Source organism: Dactylosporangium sp. NPDC051484, from assembly GCF_040689395.1.
Lineage (GTDB): Bacteria > Actinomycetota > Actinomycetes > Mycobacteriales > Micromonosporaceae > Dactylosporangium.
Window position 1 is genome coordinate 22260 of sequence record NZ_JBFAZX010000015.1, and the last position, 18340, is coordinate 40599.

An 18340-nucleotide genomic window follows, 5' to 3' on the forward strand; every position below is an offset into this window, starting at 1 on the left:
CGTGGCGGGAATATCGGGTTGCCCAGCGGCGTAGCGTCTTCGGTGGACAACTCGTCGAGTGGAGGGAGCCGGCCGTGCACTATCGCACCGCTGTCGTCGTTCCCCGCTCGCAGCACGAGGTGATCCGCGTGTCCTGCTTCCCCCCGGTGTCCGCACGCGCGGCGACATCGGGGCGTCCCGCGGCCGGCTGAGCGTCCGGCCCGCGGGGCGAATCGCGCTGTCCCGTCCAAGTGACAGCCCGTGAAGGGGCAACAGTGCGCAACGAACTGGACCGCGTCCGTAACATCGGCATCCTGGCCCACGTGGACGCGGGGAAGACCACGACCACCGAGCGGATCCTCTTCGCCACCGGCACCACCTACAAGCAGGGCGAGGTCCACGACGGCACCACCGTCACCGACTTCGACGCCCAGGAGCGCGAGCGCGGCATCACCATCTTCGCCGCCGCGGTCAGCGTCGACTGGGACGGCCACCGGATCAACCTGATCGACACCCCCGGCCACGTCGACTTCGCCGACGAGGTCGAGCGCTCGCTGCGCGTCCTCGACGGGGCGGTCGCCGTGTTCGACGGCGTCGCCGGCGTCGAACCGCAGAGCGAGTCGGTATGGCGGCAGGCGCAGCGCTACGGCGTGCCGCGCATCGCGTTCGTCAACAAGCTCGACCGGGCGGGCGCCGACCTGGCCGCCGCGGTGGCCTCGATCCGCGACCGGCTGCACGTCACGCCGCTGGTGGTGCAGGCACCGAGGGGCGCCGAGTCGGCGTTCGACGGCGTCTGGGACCTCACGGAGACCTCCGAGATCGCGGAGGTCTCCGCCCGGCGCGCGATGCTCGTCGAGCAGGTCGCCGAGCTGCACGGCGGCGCCCTCGAGGAGTACGTCGAGACCGGCACGCTGAGCCCGCGAACCCTGCGAAGGGCGCTGCGGGAGCTGACACTCAGCGGCACCGCCGTGGTCGTGCTGTGTGGCTCGGCGTACCGGGACAAGGGCATCGAGGAACTGCTCGACGCGGTGGTGGCGTACCTGCCCTCGCCGCTGGACCGGCCCCCGGTGCGCGGCGAGTGGGACGGCGGGCAGCGGGAGCGCCCGGCCGACCCGGACGCGCCGTTCGCCGGGCTGGTGTTCAAGGTGCACGCCGCCGCCACGGGACGGCTGACATACCTGCGGGTGTACTCGGGCACGCTGCGCAAGGGGATGGAGGTGTTCGAGCCGAACGCGGGCGAGACCGAGCGCGTCTCGCGCATCCTGCACGTCCAGGCCGACCGGCACACGGACCTGCAGCGCGCCGTCGCCGGCGACATCGTCGCGGTGGTCGGGCCGAAGCTCGCCCGCACCGGCGAGACCCTGTGCGACCCGCGGCACCGGCTGGTGCTGGAGCCGCCGTTCACGGCGACGCCAGTCGTCTCCGTGGCCGTCGAGGCGCGCAGCCGCGCCGACACCGGCCGGCTGGCAGCGGCACTGGCCCGGCTGGTCGAGGAGGACCCGTCGCTGGTCGTACGCACCGACGCCGAGACCGGCCAGACGCTGCTCAGCGGCATGGGCGAGCTGCACCTGGAGGTCGCGGTGGAGAAGATTCGCCAGACGGGCAACGGGCTGCCGATCAGCGTCGGGCGGCCGCAGGTCGCCTACCGCGAGACCCTCGTGCGCGGCGTGAGCGGGCTGCTGTACCGCTACGTCAAGCAGGAGGGCGGCTGCGGCCTGTACGCCCACGTGACCATCGACGTGTCCCCTGTGGACGGTGAGGAGCTGGTGTTCGAGTCCACTGTGCTCGGTGGCCACGTGTCCAGGGAATACGTGCGGGCGGTCGAGGCCGGCTGCCGCGACGCGCTCGCGTCCGGCCCGGTCGCCGGCTACCCGGTGACGGGCGTGCGGGTGATGCTCACCGACGGCCGGATGCACGAGAAGGACTCCTCGGAGCTGGCCTTCCGCCTCGCCGGTCGCGAGGCGCTGCGGCAGGCGTTGCGGGAGTCCGAGATGGTCCTGCTGGAGCCCGTGGCCGAGGCCACCGTGACCGCCCCCGACGACATGGTCGGCGGCGTGCTGGGTGATCTCGCGGCTCGCCGCGGCCGGGTGACCGGCTCGGTGGCCCGCGGCGGTACGGTCGTGATCACGGCGACGGTGCCGCTGGCCGAGCTGTTCGGCTACGCGACGCGGCTGCGCAGCCGCACGCAGGGCCGTGGCACGTTCACGACCCGCCCGGCGGGCTACGCGCCAGCCCCCGCGGGGGTGCTGGCCAGATAGGGATCGACGTGCATCCCGCGGTTGCGCGGGATGCGCGTCAGACCTGTGTTGAAACCGACAGCAGCGGGTACGAACCGGCCCGCATCAACTACGGTTGAGGTTTTTGAGGGAGGTCGCGCCGTGTTGCTGGCCGTGCTGGACGTGGGATCGAACTCCGCGCATCTGCAGATCGTCCAGGCCGGTTCGCGCAAGCCACCGCAGCCGGTGTTCCGGCTCAAGGCGCCGACCCTGCTCGCCGAGTCCGTCACGCCGGAGGGCGCGCTGACGCCCGACGGCATCGACCGGGTCGTCGAGGCCGTGGCGTGCACGGTCGAGGCGCTGCGCGAGCACCCGTCCGCCGACCTCATCCCCCTCGCGACCGCCACGATCCGCGACGCGACGAACAACGCGGAGATCCGCCGCCGCGTGCGCGAGGCGACCGGCGTCGAGCTGCGTTCGCTCAGCGGCGAGGACGAGGCCCGGGTCACGTTCCTGGCCGTGCGGCGCTGGCTGTCCGGCCCCGAAGGCCTGCTGTTGCTCGACATCGGCGGCATGTCGATGGAGATCGCCGCCGGCCACGACGAGCGGCCGGACCTGGCGGTGTCGCTGCCGCTCGGCGCGGGCCTGCTGACCCGCCGGTTCCTGCCCGAGCACCCGGCCGGCCGCGACGCGGTCGAGCGCGTAAGCCGGCACGTGCGTGCGGTGGTGCACCCGGTCGCCGCGCAGCTCGAACGCCGGCCCCGCGCCGAGCGGATCATCGGCACATCGAAGACGTTCAAGCAGCTGGCCCGCATGACCGGCGAGGACAATCAGCTCACCCGCCGCGCGCTGCGCGGCTGGGTGCCACGGCTGGCGGAGATGAGCCCCCGGCAGCGGGCGAAGCTGCCCGGGGTCGCCCCCGCCCGCGCGCGTCAGCTGCTCGCCGGTGCGGTCACCGCGGTCACCGTGATGGAGTCCCTCGGCCTGCGCTCGCTGGACGTCTGCCCGTGGGCGCTGCGGGAGGGACTCCTGCTGCGCCGCTTCAACGAGCTCAAGGGCTGAGCTCAGCCGGGCTGCGCCGCGTTGCGGGGCAGGTGCAGCTTGTCGTCCGAGCTCACCTTCCGGTCGAACGGCATGGCCGGGTCGTCCGGCTCGCCGCCCAGCCCGAAGGGGGTGTAGATCCCCCGCGCCGAACCGTTGGCCCGGCCCTCCTCGTCGATGACGGACGCCCCGTCGCTGCCCGGCGTCCCGGTGGTGCCCATCGTGGCGTTCTCTTCGCTCATACTTGTCGGGTTACCCCGTCACGGCCGGATCTCACCCTTCGCGGGCGCGGGTGGAGGTCGTAGTCAGCCGAGCGGTCATGCCGGTCAGCAGCAGGGCGAGGCCGTGCTCGAAGTCGGGGTCGGGGCCGAAGAGAACCTCGGTCGCGACGCGGGCGGCCAGCGGGTGGCGGGCCGGGTCGAAGGTCTCGGTCAGGCGCTGCGGGCGGTACGGGCTCTGCTCACCGTACTCGGTGCCGTGGCGGGCCTGCTCCTCGATGGTGTGACCGACGGTGTAGTGCAGCAGAGCGGCGACGCCGCGCGCGGCGTCGGGCAGCGTGAGGCCCGCGTCGAGGTAGCTAGCCTCGCTTTGCTTAGCCTACCTACATGTAGGTAGGCTGACGAGCATGGCTTCACAACTTGCCGTCAACGTGACCGACCTGACCAAGACCTACGACGACAGGGATGTTCTCGCTGGCGTGTCACTGAGCATCGAGCGCGGCAGCCGCACCGTCGTGCTCGGGCACAACGGCGCTGGCAAGTCCACGCTGCTCGAAATCATTGCGACGCTGCGTACCCCGACCACCGGGGCGGTGAGCATCGAGGGGTTCGACGTGGTGACTCAGGCCAGGGATGCGCGCCGGCTCATCGGCCTCACTGCGCAGTCCAATGCGCTCGATCCGCTCGCTACCCCTGCCGAAGCACTCGGCTTCCAGGGTGCCGCGCTCGGCATGAGCCGGTCGGATACGGTGCGCCGCCAGAACGAACTGCTCGAACTCTTCGACCTCGATGAGCACCGCAAGACGCGGATCGCCAAGCTCTCCGGTGGCACCCGCGCACCGTTCCGGCCTGACCCGCAGAGCGCCAGCGTCGTGCGCCTCGCGCTGAGCGATGCCCCCGACGTCATGAAGACCGCGCTCGAGACCATCAGCGAATTCGGCGGAGCCGTCGAAGAACTCCGGCTGTCGGAGCCCTCGCTCGACGACGTGTTCGTCGCCCTGGCCGCCCGCTGACCGCCCCAGCTCAAAGGACCTCACCATGACAACCACTGCCGTACCCATCTCGTATGCTCCCGCCCGGAGTTCGGCGCTCCCGGTGACCCTCACGGCGATCGTCCGTTCCACGCGGGTGATCCTGCGTTCTCCGGCACTACTGATCGCACCGCTCGCGCAATCGCTGTTCTTCCTCATCGTCTACGCCGGACAGCTCGGCACCGTAGGCAGCGGCTACCTCTCCGGTGCCAGCTTCATCTCGTTCCTGCTCCCGCTGATCCTGCTCACGGGAGCCGCGACCGGGGCGGGTGCGGCCGGAAAACTCCTCCTCAGCGACATCACCAGCGGATACCTCGACCGGCTGCGCCTCGCCCACGGCAGCATCGGGCCGTTCGTCGCCGGCCCGGTCGTCGCCGCGCTCGTGGGGGTTGCCATGCAGACGTTGGTCACGATCGCCGGTGCGGCACTCGTCGGATTCCGGCCGGGTAACTGGGTCGGCCTCGGCGGCATGATCCTGGTACTCATCGCGCTCAGCCTCGGGATCGCGCTGCTGAGCATCGCCGTCGCCGTCCGAACCGCATCATCCGCCAGCACCGGCCTCGTGCCGCTGGTGGTGTTCGGGCTCTCGTTCTTCACCGGGTTCTTCGCACCCGTCGATGAACTCTCGCCCTGGATGCGGGCCGTTGCGACGGTCAACCCACTGAGCTATGTGATCGACGCCGCCCGCCAGCTCGAAAGCGGCGGCGCGTTCAAAGCGCTGCCTGTCGCGCTTATCGTCCTCGGTACGCTGGTAGTCGCCGGGATCGCCGCGTGCGCCCTCGCCTCGAACCACGCACGGAGGAACCGATGAACTCTGCACCTGACACCCGGACGCAGATCATGGATTCCTTCGCCGAGCAGTTGTCGACCTCCGGCTACCTCGGTGCTTCGCTGCTCGATGTCGGCCGCACAGTCGCGATCCGTCGTCCCTCGATCTACCACCACTTCCCAGGTGGCAAGGAAGAATTGTATGTCGCGGTCGCCACGAGGTTCATCGAAGAAGCACACGACCGCATCATCACGGCGATCGCTACCCAAGGCGCCCTGAGCGACAAGCTCACCGCTCTCGTGGTGGCTTTGGCTGATCGGGCATCGCATACCGTCTCTTTCGAGCACCGCGTCTACGAGGCGCTCGATCACGTCTCCGACGAGACCAAGGCCGCCGTTTCCGGCAAGTATGTCGCCGGACTCCTCAACCCGGTCGTTGACCTGTTCACCACCGCCGTCGAAGCGGGCGAAGTGACCGGCGATCCGGGGTTCCTGATGAACACGTTTCTGCATCTCGCCCGCGCAACCGACCTCATGGACACCCCGGACGGAGCCTCCCGAATCGTTGAGCTGTTCATGAACGGCGCCCGAGCCCGGTAGACGTGCCGCCCTGCGCTGGGCGGGGGGTCCGCGGTCAGGCCGGCCGGTCGATCTCGAACCAGACCTCCTTGCCGCCGGCCGGGTTGGGCTGCGTGCCCCACGCGGTGGACAGGGAGGCGACGATGAGCAGCCCGCGGCCGTTCTCGCTCTCGGCGCCGGCCGGACGTGGGCTCGGCAGCCGCTCGCTGCGGTCGGCGACCGACACCCGCAGCCGCTGCGGGCCCAGCTCCAGGCGCACCACGACGGCGCCGACGGTGTGCTGGATGGCGTTGGTGATGACCTCGTCGAGCAGCAGCAGAGCGTCGTCGACGAGCCGGTGCTCGCCCCACGCGACGAGCACGTCGGCGGCGAAGCGGCGGGCCGCGGACGCGCTGATCGCATCGCCGCGGAAGCGCCGCTGGGCGGCCGGGCGCACGCCGTCGGCCGGCTCCGCGCGGCGGTCGACGGCAAGGCACACCAGCGCCACGTCGTCGGTGCGGGGCCGCGGGCCGACACCCGCGGCGAGCACGTGGTCGAGCATGCGGTTCGGGTCGGTGGACGGGGCGGCCCGGACCGCCGCGCGCAGCTGCGCCAGGCCGTCGTCGAGGTGGCAGCGGCGGTCCTCCACCAGGCCGTCGGTGTACAGCAGCAGGTTGGCGCCGCCGGGCACCAGGAACGTGGTCTCGACGAAGGCGACGTCGGCGCTGACGCCCAGCGGCGGTGCGGGACGCAGCCCGAGCGTGCCGACCTCGGCGCCGGCCCGCAGCACCGGCGGCGGGTGCCCGGCCAGGACCGCGGTCGCGGTGCCCTCGGCCAGGTGCAGTTCCAGGTAGCAGCAGGTGGCCACGGCGTCGGGCTGCAGGTCCAGCAGCAGCCGGTTGACCCGCTGCATGACCACGGCCGGGCTGTGCCGCTCGGCGGCGTAGGCGCGCAGCGCGTTGCGGACCTGGCCCATGACCGCGGCGGCGGTGGCGTTGTGCCCGACGACGTCGCCGATGACGACCGCGACCACGTCGCCGCCGAGCGGGATGACGTCGTACCAGTCGCCGCCGACGTCGGCGCCGTGGGTCCACGGCAGGTAGCGCGCCGCGTGGCGCATCCCCGCCACGTCGGGCAGCTCGGCCGGCAGCAGCGCCCGCTGCAGCTCGCCGGCGATCGACAGCTGCGCCTCGAACAGCAGCGCCCGCTGCATCGCCTGCGCGCACACCCCGGCGAAGGCGGCGAGGTTGGCCCGCTCGTCCTCGTCGAACTCCCGTGGCGTGCCGTACCCGACGACGAGCGTGCCGAGCACGTCACCGCCGACGGCCAGGGGCAGGAACGCCCACGTCTGCCGGCCGCCGCTGGGGATCGCCCGGCCGGGGCCGGCCGCCTGCGCCGCGGTGAACTCGGCCAGGCTGCTCAGGTAGCGGGGCCGCCCGGTGCGCGCCACCTCCGTCGCCGGATAGGGGTGGGTCAGCGGTACCTCCCGCAGCCGCTCGACCACCCGCCGCTCGTAGCCGGCGTGGTAGGCGAGCGCCAGGTGGTCGTCGCGGCGCAGCAGCAGCGCCAGGCCCTGCCCGCCGGCCGAGGGACGCAGCACCGCGCCGATCGCCGCGTAGACGTCGGCGGCGGTGCTGGCCGCGACCAGCGCCGAGGTGACCGCCTGCAGCGCGGCGTTGCGTTGCGCGGCCTTTCGCGCCTGGGCCATGCTGTGCTCGAGCCGCTCCTGTTGGCGTGCCTGATCGGTCACGTCCCGAAACGACACGGCGACGGAGCCGGCGTCGGCCCGCGCCGCGTTGATCTGGAACACCTGGCCGCTGTCGTAGCGCAGCTGCCCGCGCCACGGTTCCCCGGTCTCCACCACCGTTCGCCAGCGCCCGCCGAGGCCCAGGTCCTCGTCCGGCCCGGCCAGCTCGCTCCAGTGCCGCGCGATGGTGTCCTCGGCCGGCCGTCCGGTCAGCGCGGCGCCGAGCCGGTTGACGTACTCGCACACGAAGTCGCGCACGCCCCCGTCGGGGCCGCGGACCGCGCGCAGCAGCAGGAAGCCGTCGAACGCGGCGTCGAGCACGTCGTAGAGCCGCGTGCCGCCCGCCGACTGCGGCCCGAGCGTGACGGCGCGCAGGTCGACGAAGCGCACCCCGAAGCCGTCGCCGCTGGGGCCGATCCACATTTCGAAATGGCCCGAGACGTTCGGCCGGTCGTAGTAGACGGTGCGCGTGGCCGGCTCGCGGGCCTCGACGACCTTGCGGTACAGCGGCATCGTCGCGTCGTTGACCGTGTCCGGCCACATCCGCCGGTAATGCCCGCCGATGAGCTCCGCGCGGGGCCGGCCCAGGTAGCCGGCGCCGGCCTCGTTGAGGTACACCAGCTCGAAGTCCTCGATCTCGCCGGTCGCGGCGTCGCGCACCGCTCGGGCGAACGCCCAGCCCTGCGGGTCGGCGTCGAGCATGGCGAGGACGTCGGCCGGGGGCAGGACGTCCGCACCGTCGACCATGCCGCCATCATCGCATCCCCGGGTGAGCCCGGCGCGTCAGCTCGTGCGGCGCCGCAGCCACCGCAGGGAGGCACCGCCGAGCGCGGCGGCCATGCCGATCAGGTGCGGGTCCGCGGCCGGGCCGGCCGTCACGGCCAGCCGCATGAGGAAGCCGGCGTGCGCGGCCAGGAACGTGTCGATCTCGCGCGGGTGCAGGCGCCGGGTGAGCGGGTTCGTCTCGGCCCGCGGCCGCGGGTCCAGGCCGCTCAGTACCGCGCTGGACAGCAGCGTCAGCACGTCGCAGTGGGCGGCGCCGACCCAGGCGTGGGGCCAGTCGATGATGTGCACCTGCCGCGCCGAGAGCATGACGTTGAACGGGTACAGGTCGCCGTGCAGCAGCGTGTCGCCGGCCAGGGTCGCGGCGCTGGCGGCCTCGAGCCCGATCAGCTCGTCGAGGTGGCCGGCCGCCCACGGCGACAGGCGGGTCAGCGCCGCGAGCTCGTCGCGGCCGGTGAGGCTGGGCCAGCCGCCGAGGCGGGGCGCGGCCGTGGCGGAGGCGTCGATGGGCGACGGGGTGAGCGCGTGCGCCATCGCGGTCGCGGCCGTCAGCACCCGGTCAAGGTCGCCGGGGCGCCACGGCTGGGCCGGCAACGCCCCGTCGACGTGCTCGAACAGCAGGGCCACCCAGTCGCCGTCGTCGTGGGTGCCGAGCAGGCGCGGGACCGGGACCGCGGGCGGCAGCAGGCCGGTGACCACGGCCTCCCGGCGGTGAAACCCGGCGACGGCGGGCGCGGTCCGCGCGCTGACCGCCTTGAGGAACGCGTCCCGGCCATCGGCGCGGCGCAGCCGGGCGGCGACGCCCTCCGAGAAGCCGCCGGCCAGGCTCACCGCGTCGACGACCGCGCCGCCGAGCAGTCCCTCGACGGCGGTCCGGACCCCTGGCGGCAGCGCGGCCCAGTCGATGCGGCGGCTTCCGGTCATCGGCGGTGGCATCGGCGGTTCACGACCACGCTTCGGCAGCCATGCGTCCACATTACGACGTTCCCGCCGTGCTCGCCGGCCTCGACGACGTCCGTGTCATCGCACGTGGCACTGTTGCGGGAGCCGGCGGTGCCGGTCCACCCATGGATCGGCCGGTCTCGCCGTGGCCGGGCAACGGGGCCGTCGCGCCCGCGGTCAGCCGCCGAACCGGCGGACACGTTCCGGACGGGAAAACGGTGCGGCCCCGCCCGTTGGGCGGGGCCGCGGGGGAAGCGGGCCGGGCCGGTCAGCGGCCCGGGTTCGACGGGGTCGAGGTCGGCGTCGCGGCGTCGTTGGCGATCAGCTCCGGATGGGCGGCCACGAACTGGGCGACCGTGTCGTCACGGAGTGCCTTCAGCAGGTCCAGCGCGGTCTGGTCGAGGCTCTCGAACGACTGACCGTTGATGATCTCGCTCTTGTACGTGCCGTTGTTGGTGCGCAGCGTGACCATCTTGTCGGGATCGATGGCCTTGAGCGTGAAGATCCAGTCCGCGAGGTGGATGCCGTGGTTGTAGAACGTCACGGCGTCGCCGACCGAGCCGAGCATCTCCTTGACCTTGATCGGGTTGGTGATCACACCGGCGCTGGTGGCCTTCTTGACCATCGCCTTGATGAACTGCTGCTGGTGGCGCTGCCGGCCGTAGTCGCCGTCACCGCTGGCCAGCTTGTCGCGCTGGCGGACGTAGTCCAGGGCCTCCCACGGCAGGAAGTCGCGACAGCCGACCTCGTACACCTTCGGCTCCATGTTCGGCTTCAGCGACGTCGGGATGCCGTCGGAGTTGAAGTTGTACGGCATGGTCTTCCCCACCTCGCCCGTCTTCGTGTTCCGGCCGACGTGGATCGACGTCACCTTCTCGTCGACGCACATGTGCACGCCGCCGAGCGCCTCGACCAGGCCGCGGAACCCGTCGAAGTTGACGATCGCGGCACCGTTGAACTTCATCCCGCCGGACAGCCGGCTGACGGTTCCGGCGAGCAGTTCCAGGCCCTTGTCGCGACCGCCGCCGTTCTGATACCCGAACTGGAACGCCGCGTTGAGCTTGTCGGTGCCGCCGGGGTACTTGGTCGCCGGGCTCGGCGGGATCTGTACCCGAGTGTCACGGGGGATCGACATCAGGTACACCGCGTCGTGCGTGGCCGGCACGTGCGCGATGATGATCGAGTCGGAGCGCGCGCCCATCGCCTCGTCACCCACGCGCTCGTCGATGCCGACGAGGAGCAGGTTGATCGGCCCGTCGATGGTCGCGCCGGCTCCCGCGTCGCCGAGGCCACCCTCACGGGTGATCTGATTGCTGTAGTGATTCAGCAACAGATTGCCACCGACGAGGGTGCCGCCGCTAGCGAGCAGCAGTAACGCCCCGGAGATCAGGGACAACCGCGCCCACAACGGCTCTTTCTTCCCACGCTTCTTCGCCATGCCACTCCCCGACACCAACGGTCCCTCGGCGCGCCACAATATCCCCCTGAACTGTGCGTCCGTGTTTCGTCCCTAAAGACGGATTTGGAATAGCGATCCGTTGCAGGTTCAGCCAACTCTCAGAAATCGCCGGCGAGCGGGGCCAGACCGAGCAGCGCACACCGGTAGTACACAGCCCGTCCCCGTCGGTCACGCCGCACGATGCACGGGGGCGGGCTCGGCTCGATCACGCTCAATCCGGCCATGACGTGGATCACGGGGACCGCGCGCGTGGCGCGCACGACTGCGACCGCCTGGCCGCCGTGGTACACAATCCGTGCGGTATCGGCGGATTGTTCGAGGGGGACGAGTGGGCGCGCTGCAGCGGTTCGAGAAGCGGCTGGAAGGCATGGTGGAGGGCACCTTCGCGAAGGTGTTCAAGGGCGTCGTGCACCCGGTCGAGATCCTCAACGCGATGCAGGGCGAGGCCGGCACCAACCAGACGCAGATGACGGGCGGGCGCATCCTCGTCCCCAACCGGTACCTGGTCGCCCTGGCCCCCGCCGACCACAGCCGGCTGGCCCCGTTCGCCGGCGCGCTGGCGCAGGAGCTGGCCCAGTCGCAGGCCGAATACGTCGGCGAGCGGGGCTGGGCCGTCTACGGCGACATCGTGGTCGAGATCACGCGTGGTGACGACCTCGACACCGGCCTGTTCCGGGTCTCCGCGCAGGTGTACACGGGCGGACAGACCGCCGCGGGCGAGGGCACCGGCGTGCGCCTGGTCACCGCGGACGGCCAGAACTTCCCGCTGGCGCAGGGCACGACGATCATCGGCCGCGGCGAGCAGGCGACGCTGCGCCTGGCCGACGTTGGCGCGTCCCGCCAGCACGCCCGCGTCGAGTACGACGGCAACCGCGCGGTGCTGACGGACCTGGGCTCGGCGAACGGCTCACTGGTGAACGGCCGCCGCGTCGACTCGGTGACCCTCACCCCCGGCGACGAGATCGTGATCGGCACGACGCGCCTGTCCTTCCGCGTCTGACCCGGTTCATCCGCGGGCGTCGCGGTCAGCAGGATCGCAGCAGGCGGGCCAGGACACGCTCGCCGAACTCGAGGCCGTCGATCGGCACGCGCTCGTCGACCCCGTGGAACAGGGCCGTGAAGTCCAGGCCCGGCGGGAGGCGCAGCGGGGCGAACCCGAAGTGCCGGATGCCCAGGCGCTGGAACGACTTCGCGTCGGTGCCGGCCGAGAGCATGTACGGCAGCACCCGCGCGCCCGGGTCCTCCGCCTCGATCGCGGCCGCCATCGCGTCGACCAGCCGGCCGTCGAAGCTCGTCCGCACCGGCGGCAGCGAGTCCCAGTCCATTTCGACCTCGGGCCCGAGCACCTCGGCGAGCTCGCGCTCGAACGCCGCCTCGCGGCCGGGCAGCATCCGGCCGTCGACGGTCGCCTCGGCGACGGAGGGCACGACGTTCGACTTGTACCCGGCCGAGAGCATCGTCGTGTTCGCGGTGTCCCGCAGTGTCGCGCCGATCATGCGCGCGAGCGATCCGAGCCGGGCGACCGCGGTCTCGGGATCGTCGGGGTCGAACTCCACCCCGGTCAACTCGGCCACGCCGGCGAGGAAGTCACGAACGGGTTCGGTGAGCACGAGCGGGAACCGGTGCTGCTCCAGCCGGGTCAACGCGGCGGCGAGCTTCGCCACGGCGTTGTCGGTGTGCACCATCGAGCCGTGGCCGGCGGTACCGCGGACCTTGAGCCGCAGCCACATGACGCCCTTCTCGGCGGTCTCCACGAGGTACGCGCGCACGCCGTCACGCACGGTGTAGGAGAATCCACCGACCTCGCTGACCGCCTCGGTGACGCCGTCGAACAGCTCCGGACGGTGATCGACCAGCCACCCCGCGCCCTGGCCGCCCCCGGCCTCCTCGTCGGCGAGGAACGCGAACACGATGTCACGCGGCGGAACGATCCCGTCACGCTTGAACCGCCGGGCGACGGCGAGGCTCATGGCCACCATGTGCTTCATGTCGATGGCGCCGCGACCCCAGAGGTACCCGTCGCGGATCTCCCCCTCGAAGGGCGGCACCGACCACTCGGACGCGTCCGCGGGCACGACGTCGAGATGCCCGTGCACGAGCAGGGCGCCCCGCGAGGGATCGGCACCGGGCAGCCGCACGACGACGTTGCCCCGCCCGGGCGCCGGCTCGAGATACACGGGCTCGAACCCGGCCTCCGACAGCCGCTCGGCCACGAACTCGGCCGCGGCGCGCTCCCCGGCGCCGGTGGACGGATCGTCGGTGTTGGTGGTGTCGAACCGGATCAGCTCGCGTGCCAGGGAGACGACCTCGCTCATCGCAGTACCGTAGCCGTGGTTCGTTACGGTTCCACGTCCGCACGGAGACGCCCGGGCCGGGCGCTTACCTGTCCCTGATTCACAGCCACTTGGCAGGTCCACGGGATCGCGGCCACAGCTGCGACGTGCACGGTCGAGGGCAATGGACCCGAACATGGAGGAGTACGCGCGATGAGCTCTGCTCATGAGGACGCACCGAACGCCGGACCGGCGCACCCCGCGGCGCCCGCAGCGGCGGAACCGAACACGGCCGAGCCGACGCCGGCTCCACCGGCCGGCGGCCCGCGCGGGCCGGTGCTGCGCTCGTCGCGGCTCAAGCTCGGCATCGTCGCCGCCGTCTCCGCGGTCATCGTGATCGGCGGGGGCGTGGCCGTCGCGCAGGCCGCGAGCGGTGCCAACCCCGTCCAGGACGGCCGGGGTCCGGGCGGGCACGGCGGGGGGTACGGGGCTCCCGGAGGCGGGCCGAGCGGCAACGGCCAGGGCGGGCCCGGCGGCCACGGCTTCCAGGGCAACGGCGGATTCGGCCGTGGCGGCAAGGGTGCGCTCGGCGGCATGCTGCACGGGGACTTCGTGATCAAGAAGAGCAACGGGCAGTACGTCACGCAGCGCCTCCAGACGGGCACCGTCACGGCGGTGAGCGCCACCTCGATCACCGCGAAGAGCGAGGACGGGCACGCCACCACGTTCGTCGTCGGCGAGAGCACGCGGGTCGGCAACGGGTCGGCGACGATATCGGACGTGAAGACCGGGGACACCGTCACGATCGTCGGCGTGGTCTCCGGCGACACGGCGACCGCGACCAGGATCACCGACCTCGCGCTGCGCCAGCCTGACCGGGGCGACGGCGGCAGTGACAAGCGCCCGGGTGGGTCACCGCGCCCGTCCCGCACCGCCTGACGCCGCACCAGCTGACGCCGCACCAGCTCAGGGCCGCGCACGGCACGGTCCAGCCGCGCTGCTTCGTCCGGTGCCGGCCTCGGCCGCCGCCGCCCTCAGGGGTGCGGGCGAGCCGTGCCGGGCATGATGGGCGGTGAGGCAGGAGGGAGGCGACGATGATCGGCACGTTGCGCGCGGTGGCGCTCGACGCACCCGACGCCCGGCGGCTCGCCGCGTTCTACGCCGCCCTCGGCGGGTGGACCGTGCGGCACGCCGAGCACGACTGGATCACGGTGGAGACCGGGGACGGGTGGCGCATCGCCGCCCAGAGCAGCCCCGAGCACGTCGCGCCGCGGTGGCCCGATCCGGCGTACCCGCAGCAGGCGCACCTCGACCTGCGCGTGCCGGACCTCGGCGCCGCCTCGGCGAAGGCGGTGGAGCTGGGCGCCGAGCCGCTGCGCGAGAACGAGAACTGGCACACGCTGGCCGACCCGGCCGGGCACCCGTTCGACCTGTGCCTGTTCCCGGCGACGCCGCGGACCACGCTCATCGGCGTGACGCTGGACTGCCCGGACGCCGGGGAGCTGAGCAGGTTCTACGCGAAACTGCTCGGCAAGCCCGTCACGTACGAGGGCGAGGGCGTGGCGATGATCGGTGCGGACGGGACGCAGCCGGTGATGTTCCAGCAGGTCACCGACTACCACGCGCCGCGGTGGCCCGACCCCGCGTATCCGCAGCAGGTCCATCTCGACGTCACGGTCGAGGACGTCGACGCGGCCGAGGCGGCGGTGCTGCGGCTCGGCGCCACCTCGCTGTCCTGCGGCGGGGTGAACTGGCGGGTCTACGCCGACCCGGCCGGCAAGCCGTTCTGCCTCTGCTGGGACTGACTTCAGGCGCCCGGCGGCAGCTGCCGGGGCACGTGAGCGTGCGGTAGCGGCGGATGCGGCGGCATCGGCGGGCGGCGATAGAGGCCGATCGCGCGGCCGCCCAGGGCGCGGGTCGCCTTGCCGTTGGCGACGCCGCCGAGGACGATCGCGGCGCCGGGGATGAGCTTGGCGGCCATCTTCTTCACCGCGCGCACGCCCGCCATCTGGGCGAGCTTCAGCGCCAGCCGCACGAGCACGTTGCGCGTCTCGGGCCGCTGGGCCGGCAGCAGCGCCTCGATGCGCTCCCGGCCCCGGGCCACCGCGAGGGCCGTGCGGGCGGTCTGGGTGTACTTGTGGATGCCCTGCAGCACGAGCAGGTCCACGGCCCGATCGGGATGGGCGGGGTGGGCACCGTAGTTCGCGGCGAGCATGAGGACCATTCGCGCCTGGGTCCAGGCGAGGACGCCGACGTCGAGGACGGCGCCGGCGAGCGGGACGGCGCCGGAGACCGCGCCGGACAGGCGGGACTGGTTGACGTACCGATAAACGATCATGTCGGCGAGCGCGTCTGGCGGGGCGCCGGGGTTCTGGCCCTTGAGCTTCTCCAGTTCGGCGGCCATCCTCGGGCCCAGCCGCGTGACCGCCTCCAGGGCAAGGTGCTCCGGCGCGTATTCGGGGTCGGCCTTCATCTTCGCCCACAGCCCGGCGGGAGGGCCGTCCTCGCGAACTTCGAACTCACTGTCCACCGGCTCGGTCACGCCGTCGAAGATACGAGAACCGCGCCACCACCCGCAGGCAGGCGCCCGTGAAAACGATTTGACGGGTGGACCGGACGCGGCAAGTCTTGGCGCGTGCCAGCAGACTCCATCGCGGTCACCGGCGCCTCGGGCGCCCTCGGCCGGCTCGTCGTGCGGCGCCTGCTCGACCTGGTGCCGGCCGGGCGGATCGTCGCCGTCGTGCGTGACCCGGCCCGCGTCGCGGACCTCGCCGAGCGTGGCGTCACCGTGCGGCGGGGCGACTACGACGAGCCCGCCGGCCTGGCCGAGGCGCTCGCCGGCGTCGACCGGCTCCTGCTGATCTCCTCACCCGAGCTGGACGCCGGGCGGCGCACCGCCCAGCACCGCGGGGCGATCGAGGCGGCCTCGAAGGCCGGCGTCGGCGCGGTCGCCTATACCAGCTTTCTCGGCGCGGACGCCGAGGCGGGCGGGCTCACCGAGGCGCACCACGCGACCGAGCTCGCGATCCGCGAGCTCGGTCTGCCCTACACGATGCTGCGCAACCCGTTCTACACCGACGCGTTCGTGCATCCGGGGCTGCGCACGGCGGTTGCGGCCGGCGAGCTGACCAGCGGCACCGGCGGCCGCGGCCTCAACACCGCCACGCGCCTCGACCTGGCCGAGGCCGCCGCGGCGGTGTTGACCGGCGACGGGCACGACGGCCGAGGGTATGACCTCACCGGTCCACTGTGGACGTTCCCGGAGCTCGCCGCGGTGCTGTCCGAGGTCTCCGGGCGCCCCGTCGCGCACCGTGAGGAGCCCCCGGCCGGACCGATGGGCTTCCTGCACGGCCTGGCCCGCGCCGGGGTGCTGCAGCGGCAGACGCACGACCTGGCGCGGCTGCTCGGCCGGCCCGCGACGAGGCTGCGCGATGCGGTCGAGGCCGCCCTGGCCGGCTGAGGCCCTTCAGCCGGCGCGGCCGGTCAGGGGCGCCAGTTGACATCTCCCCCAGCTGAAGCAGGGGGATTCAACCCTCGCGGGTTGAGCTTTCTGCTTCACCGGCAACAGCCGACCCGGACTACCGGCGAGGGACGGTGTACGCCCATCGGTCTTACATCGTCTCCACAGACGTCACTTCCCGCCAGCCCGGCGGTAGGCCCGGCCAGCTTGGTTACCGCTGTCCGGGCCGCACGAACCTAGCACATCTGTTCGCTTGCTCACGCGAGCCGCTTGGTGAGCGTCTCGAACGCCAGGTCCGTGCGGCGGGGGCGGCCGAAGCGCTCGTCGCCGTACGGGAACGGGCTGATCTCGCCGGTGCGGGCGTAGCCGCGGCGCACGTACCACGCGATGAGATCCTCGCGCTGCACGATGACCGTCATCCGCAGCTCGGCGGATCCCCACGCGTCGCGGGCGTGACGCTCGGCCTCGGACAGCACCGACGCGCCGAGGCCGCCGCCCTGGCGCAGCGGGTCGACGGCGAACATGCCGAAGTACGCGTAGCCGTCACGCCGCTCCAGCTGGCAGCAGGCGACGGGCGCGCCGCCGGCCTCGGCCAGCAGCACCAGGACGGCCGGATCGGCGATCGCCCCGGCGACCATCTCCGGGTCGGTGCGCTGACCGTCGAGCAGGTCCGCCTCGGTGGTCCAGCCGGCGCGGCTGGAGTCCCCGCGGTACGCGGAATGGACCAGGCCGACCAGGGCGGGCACGTCGCCGGCGGCGGCCCGGCGGAAGGTGATCGGTTGCATCCGCCCATCATGCCCCGGGCGCCGCGGTGACGAGTCACGCCGTGTCGCGGTAGGCGTGAATCTCCCACGTCCCGTCGTCGCGGCTCAGCCAGCCGTCGATCGCCCCGCCGACGTCGGCGAACATCATCACCCGGTCGTACACCCAGTCGGCGAAGTCGTCCTGCTCCCGCTCGGCGAGGCCGGTGCGCACCGCGGCGCCGAACGTGATCAGGCTGGTGCCCTCCAGCGGCGAGGCGGCGAGCACGCCGATGACGCGCTCGTCGCCGGGGGCCACGTCGTCGCGCTCCTCGACCTCGAGGTAGCCCCCGTCCGGCATCTCCACCAGGAACGCCACGGCGGCCCTCAGCGGCTGGCGGCGGCGAGGCCGGCGAGGACCCCGGCGGCGTCGCGGTCGGTGCCGTACACGGCCGTGCCCGGCTCCTGCCGCCAGCTGTCGTCGAGCCCGCCCGCGTCGACCGGGTCGAAGCCCAGTTCGTCGACCAGCCCCATGACGAGCCGCTTGGCGGTGGCGTCGTCGGCGGCCACGGGCAGCGCGACGCGGCCCCGGCCGCCGGGCGGGCGGCCCCCGCTTCGCAGGTGCTCCGCCTGGATGGTGTTGAAGACCTTCACCAGCTGGGCGCCGGGCAGGTGCTCGGCCGTCCAGCGGCTGGACGTGGTCCCGGCCTCGATCTCGGCGATGCGGCCGTCGCGGTCCGGGTAGTAGTTGCCGGCGTCGATGACGACGCGGTCGGCCAGGTCGGCGGCGGGCAGGCCGGGGACGACCCGCAGCGGTACGGCCAGGACGACCAGCTCCGCGCGGGCGGCCTCGGCGACGGTGCCGGCATTCGCGCCGGTCTCGGCGGCCAGGCCCGCGAGCGAGCCGGGCCCGCGCGAGTTGGCGACGGTGACGTCGTGCCCGAGCTCGCGCCAGCGGCGGGTGAGCGTGCCGCCGACGTGCCCGGACCCGATGATGCCGATCTTCATGCGTCTCCCCCAACGAGCCGTGCGATTCCCACGCTACCCGCGCCGCCACCGCGCGCCCCGGCGATTGCCGCGCGGCGCGCCGCGACCCGCCGAGGCCGCCGCCGCACCGGCCCGGAC

At 72.7% G+C, this 18340-nt stretch carries 19 protein-coding genes; 9 read left to right on the forward strand and 10 right to left on the reverse strand.

Translation table 11 applies throughout. The features are described from left to right. The first annotated feature begins 254 nt into the window (after window positions 1-254). Window positions 255-2237, forward strand: coding sequence for an elongation factor G (gene fusA, locus AB0367_RS23530; RefSeq protein ID WP_366228541.1), 1983 nt, complete (start codon window positions 255-257; stop codon window positions 2235-2237). Between the two features lie 120 nt (window positions 2238-2357). Beyond that, complete coding sequence (locus AB0367_RS23535; RefSeq protein ID WP_366228542.1) at window positions 2358-3257, forward strand: hypothetical protein; 900 nt, start codon at window positions 2358-2360, stop codon at window positions 3255-3257. Window positions 3258-3259: 2 nt separating this feature from the next. Here the strand turns inward: AB0367_RS23535 and AB0367_RS23540 are convergent, their stop codons facing one another. Both AB0367_RS23540 and AB0367_RS23545 read right to left on the reverse strand, forming a co-directional pair. Then, window positions 3260-3478, reverse strand: coding sequence for a hypothetical protein (locus tag AB0367_RS23540; protein WP_366228543.1), 219 nt, complete (start codon window positions 3476-3478; stop codon window positions 3260-3262). Between the two features lie 31 nt (window positions 3479-3509). Beyond that, window positions 3510-3791: a TetR/AcrR family transcriptional regulator C-terminal domain-containing protein gene (locus AB0367_RS23545; protein WP_366228656.1), complete on the reverse strand. Its 282-nt coding sequence runs from the start codon at window positions 3789-3791 to the stop codon at window positions 3510-3512. Between the two features lie 70 nt (window positions 3792-3861). On the opposite strand from AB0367_RS23545, the gene AB0367_RS23550 reads away from it, so the two are divergent. From AB0367_RS23550 to AB0367_RS23560, 3 genes are all read left to right on the forward strand, one after another. Continuing rightward, on the forward strand, window positions 3862-4467 hold the full coding sequence (locus AB0367_RS23550; RefSeq protein WP_366228544.1) for an ATP-binding cassette domain-containing protein: 606 nt from the start codon (window positions 3862-3864) through the stop codon (window positions 4465-4467). A gap of 82 nt (window positions 4468-4549) precedes the next feature. Further along, window positions 4550-5296: an ABC transporter permease gene (locus AB0367_RS23555; RefSeq protein WP_366228545.1), complete on the forward strand. Its 747-nt coding sequence runs from the start codon at window positions 4550-4552 to the stop codon at window positions 5294-5296. Beyond that, on the forward strand, window positions 5293-5853 hold the full coding sequence (locus tag AB0367_RS23560) for a TetR/AcrR family transcriptional regulator (protein ID WP_366228546.1): 561 nt from the start codon (window positions 5293-5295) through the stop codon (window positions 5851-5853). Before AB0367_RS23555 ends, AB0367_RS23560 begins: the two co-directional genes overlap by 4 nt. A 34-nt stretch (window positions 5854-5887) precedes the next feature. Here AB0367_RS23560 and AB0367_RS23565 read toward each other — a convergent pair whose 3' ends face one another. From AB0367_RS23565 to AB0367_RS23575, 3 genes are all read right to left on the reverse strand, one after another. Further along, window positions 5888-8305, reverse strand: coding sequence for a SpoIIE family protein phosphatase (locus AB0367_RS23565; protein ID WP_366228547.1), 2418 nt, complete (start codon window positions 8303-8305; stop codon window positions 5888-5890). 36 nt (window positions 8306-8341) lie between these two features. Next, window positions 8342-9265 (reverse strand): aminoglycoside phosphotransferase family protein, encoded by a 924-nt coding sequence (locus AB0367_RS23570; RefSeq protein WP_366228548.1) that lies wholly within the window; start codon window positions 9263-9265, stop codon window positions 8342-8344. A gap of 286 nt (window positions 9266-9551) precedes the next feature. Next, window positions 9552-10721: an LCP family protein gene (locus AB0367_RS23575; RefSeq protein ID WP_366228549.1), complete on the reverse strand. Its 1170-nt coding sequence runs from the start codon at window positions 10719-10721 to the stop codon at window positions 9552-9554. A gap of 349 nt (window positions 10722-11070) precedes the next feature. On the opposite strand from AB0367_RS23575, the gene AB0367_RS23580 reads away from it, so the two are divergent. Further along, window positions 11071-11742 carry a DUF3662 and FHA domain-containing protein gene (locus AB0367_RS23580; protein WP_366228550.1) on the forward strand — a complete coding sequence of 224 codons (672 nt, stop codon included), beginning with the start codon at window positions 11071-11073 and terminating at the stop codon, window positions 11740-11742. Between the two features lie 25 nt (window positions 11743-11767). Here the strand turns inward: AB0367_RS23580 and AB0367_RS23585 are convergent, their stop codons facing one another. Beyond that, the gene (locus AB0367_RS23585; protein WP_366228551.1) at window positions 11768-13057 is read right to left on the reverse strand and encodes a M20/M25/M40 family metallo-hydrolase; all 1290 of its coding nucleotides are present in this window, start codon (window positions 13055-13057) and stop codon (window positions 11768-11770) included. Between the two features lie 171 nt (window positions 13058-13228). Here AB0367_RS23585 and AB0367_RS23590 point away from each other — a divergent pair, with 171 nt between their 5' ends. After that, window positions 13229-13954, forward strand: coding sequence for a hypothetical protein (locus tag AB0367_RS23590; protein ID WP_366228552.1), 726 nt, complete (start codon window positions 13229-13231; stop codon window positions 13952-13954). A 155-nt stretch (window positions 13955-14109) separates the two neighbouring features. Continuing rightward, window positions 14110-14820 (forward strand): VOC family protein, encoded by a 711-nt coding sequence (locus AB0367_RS23595; protein WP_366228554.1) that lies wholly within the window; start codon window positions 14110-14112, stop codon window positions 14818-14820. A gap of 2 nt (window positions 14821-14822) precedes the next feature. Here AB0367_RS23595 and AB0367_RS23600 read toward each other — a convergent pair whose 3' ends face one another. Further along, the gene (locus AB0367_RS23600) at window positions 14823-15557 is read right to left on the reverse strand and encodes an EcsC family protein (RefSeq protein WP_366228555.1); all 735 of its coding nucleotides are present in this window, start codon (window positions 15555-15557) and stop codon (window positions 14823-14825) included. 93 nt (window positions 15558-15650) lie between these two features. Here AB0367_RS23600 and AB0367_RS23605 point away from each other — a divergent pair, with 93 nt between their 5' ends. Beyond that, window positions 15651-16475, forward strand: coding sequence for an SDR family oxidoreductase (locus AB0367_RS23605; protein WP_366228556.1), 825 nt, complete (start codon window positions 15651-15653; stop codon window positions 16473-16475). A 257-nt stretch (window positions 16476-16732) separates the two neighbouring features. Here AB0367_RS23605 and AB0367_RS23610 read toward each other — a convergent pair whose 3' ends face one another. The 3 genes from AB0367_RS23610 to AB0367_RS23620 are packed head-to-tail and all read right to left on the reverse strand — an operon-like array spanning window position 16733 to window position 18223. Continuing rightward, complete coding sequence (locus AB0367_RS23610; RefSeq protein WP_366228557.1) at window positions 16733-17260, reverse strand: GNAT family N-acetyltransferase; 528 nt, start codon at window positions 17258-17260, stop codon at window positions 16733-16735. A gap of 34 nt (window positions 17261-17294) precedes the next feature. After that, on the reverse strand, window positions 17295-17594 hold the full coding sequence (locus AB0367_RS23615; RefSeq protein WP_366228558.1) for a hypothetical protein: 300 nt from the start codon (window positions 17592-17594) through the stop codon (window positions 17295-17297). A gap of 8 nt (window positions 17595-17602) precedes the next feature. Continuing rightward, window positions 17603-18223: an NADPH-dependent F420 reductase gene (locus AB0367_RS23620; RefSeq protein WP_366228559.1), complete on the reverse strand. Its 621-nt coding sequence runs from the start codon at window positions 18221-18223 to the stop codon at window positions 17603-17605. Between the last annotated feature and the right edge of the window lie 117 nt (window positions 18224-18340).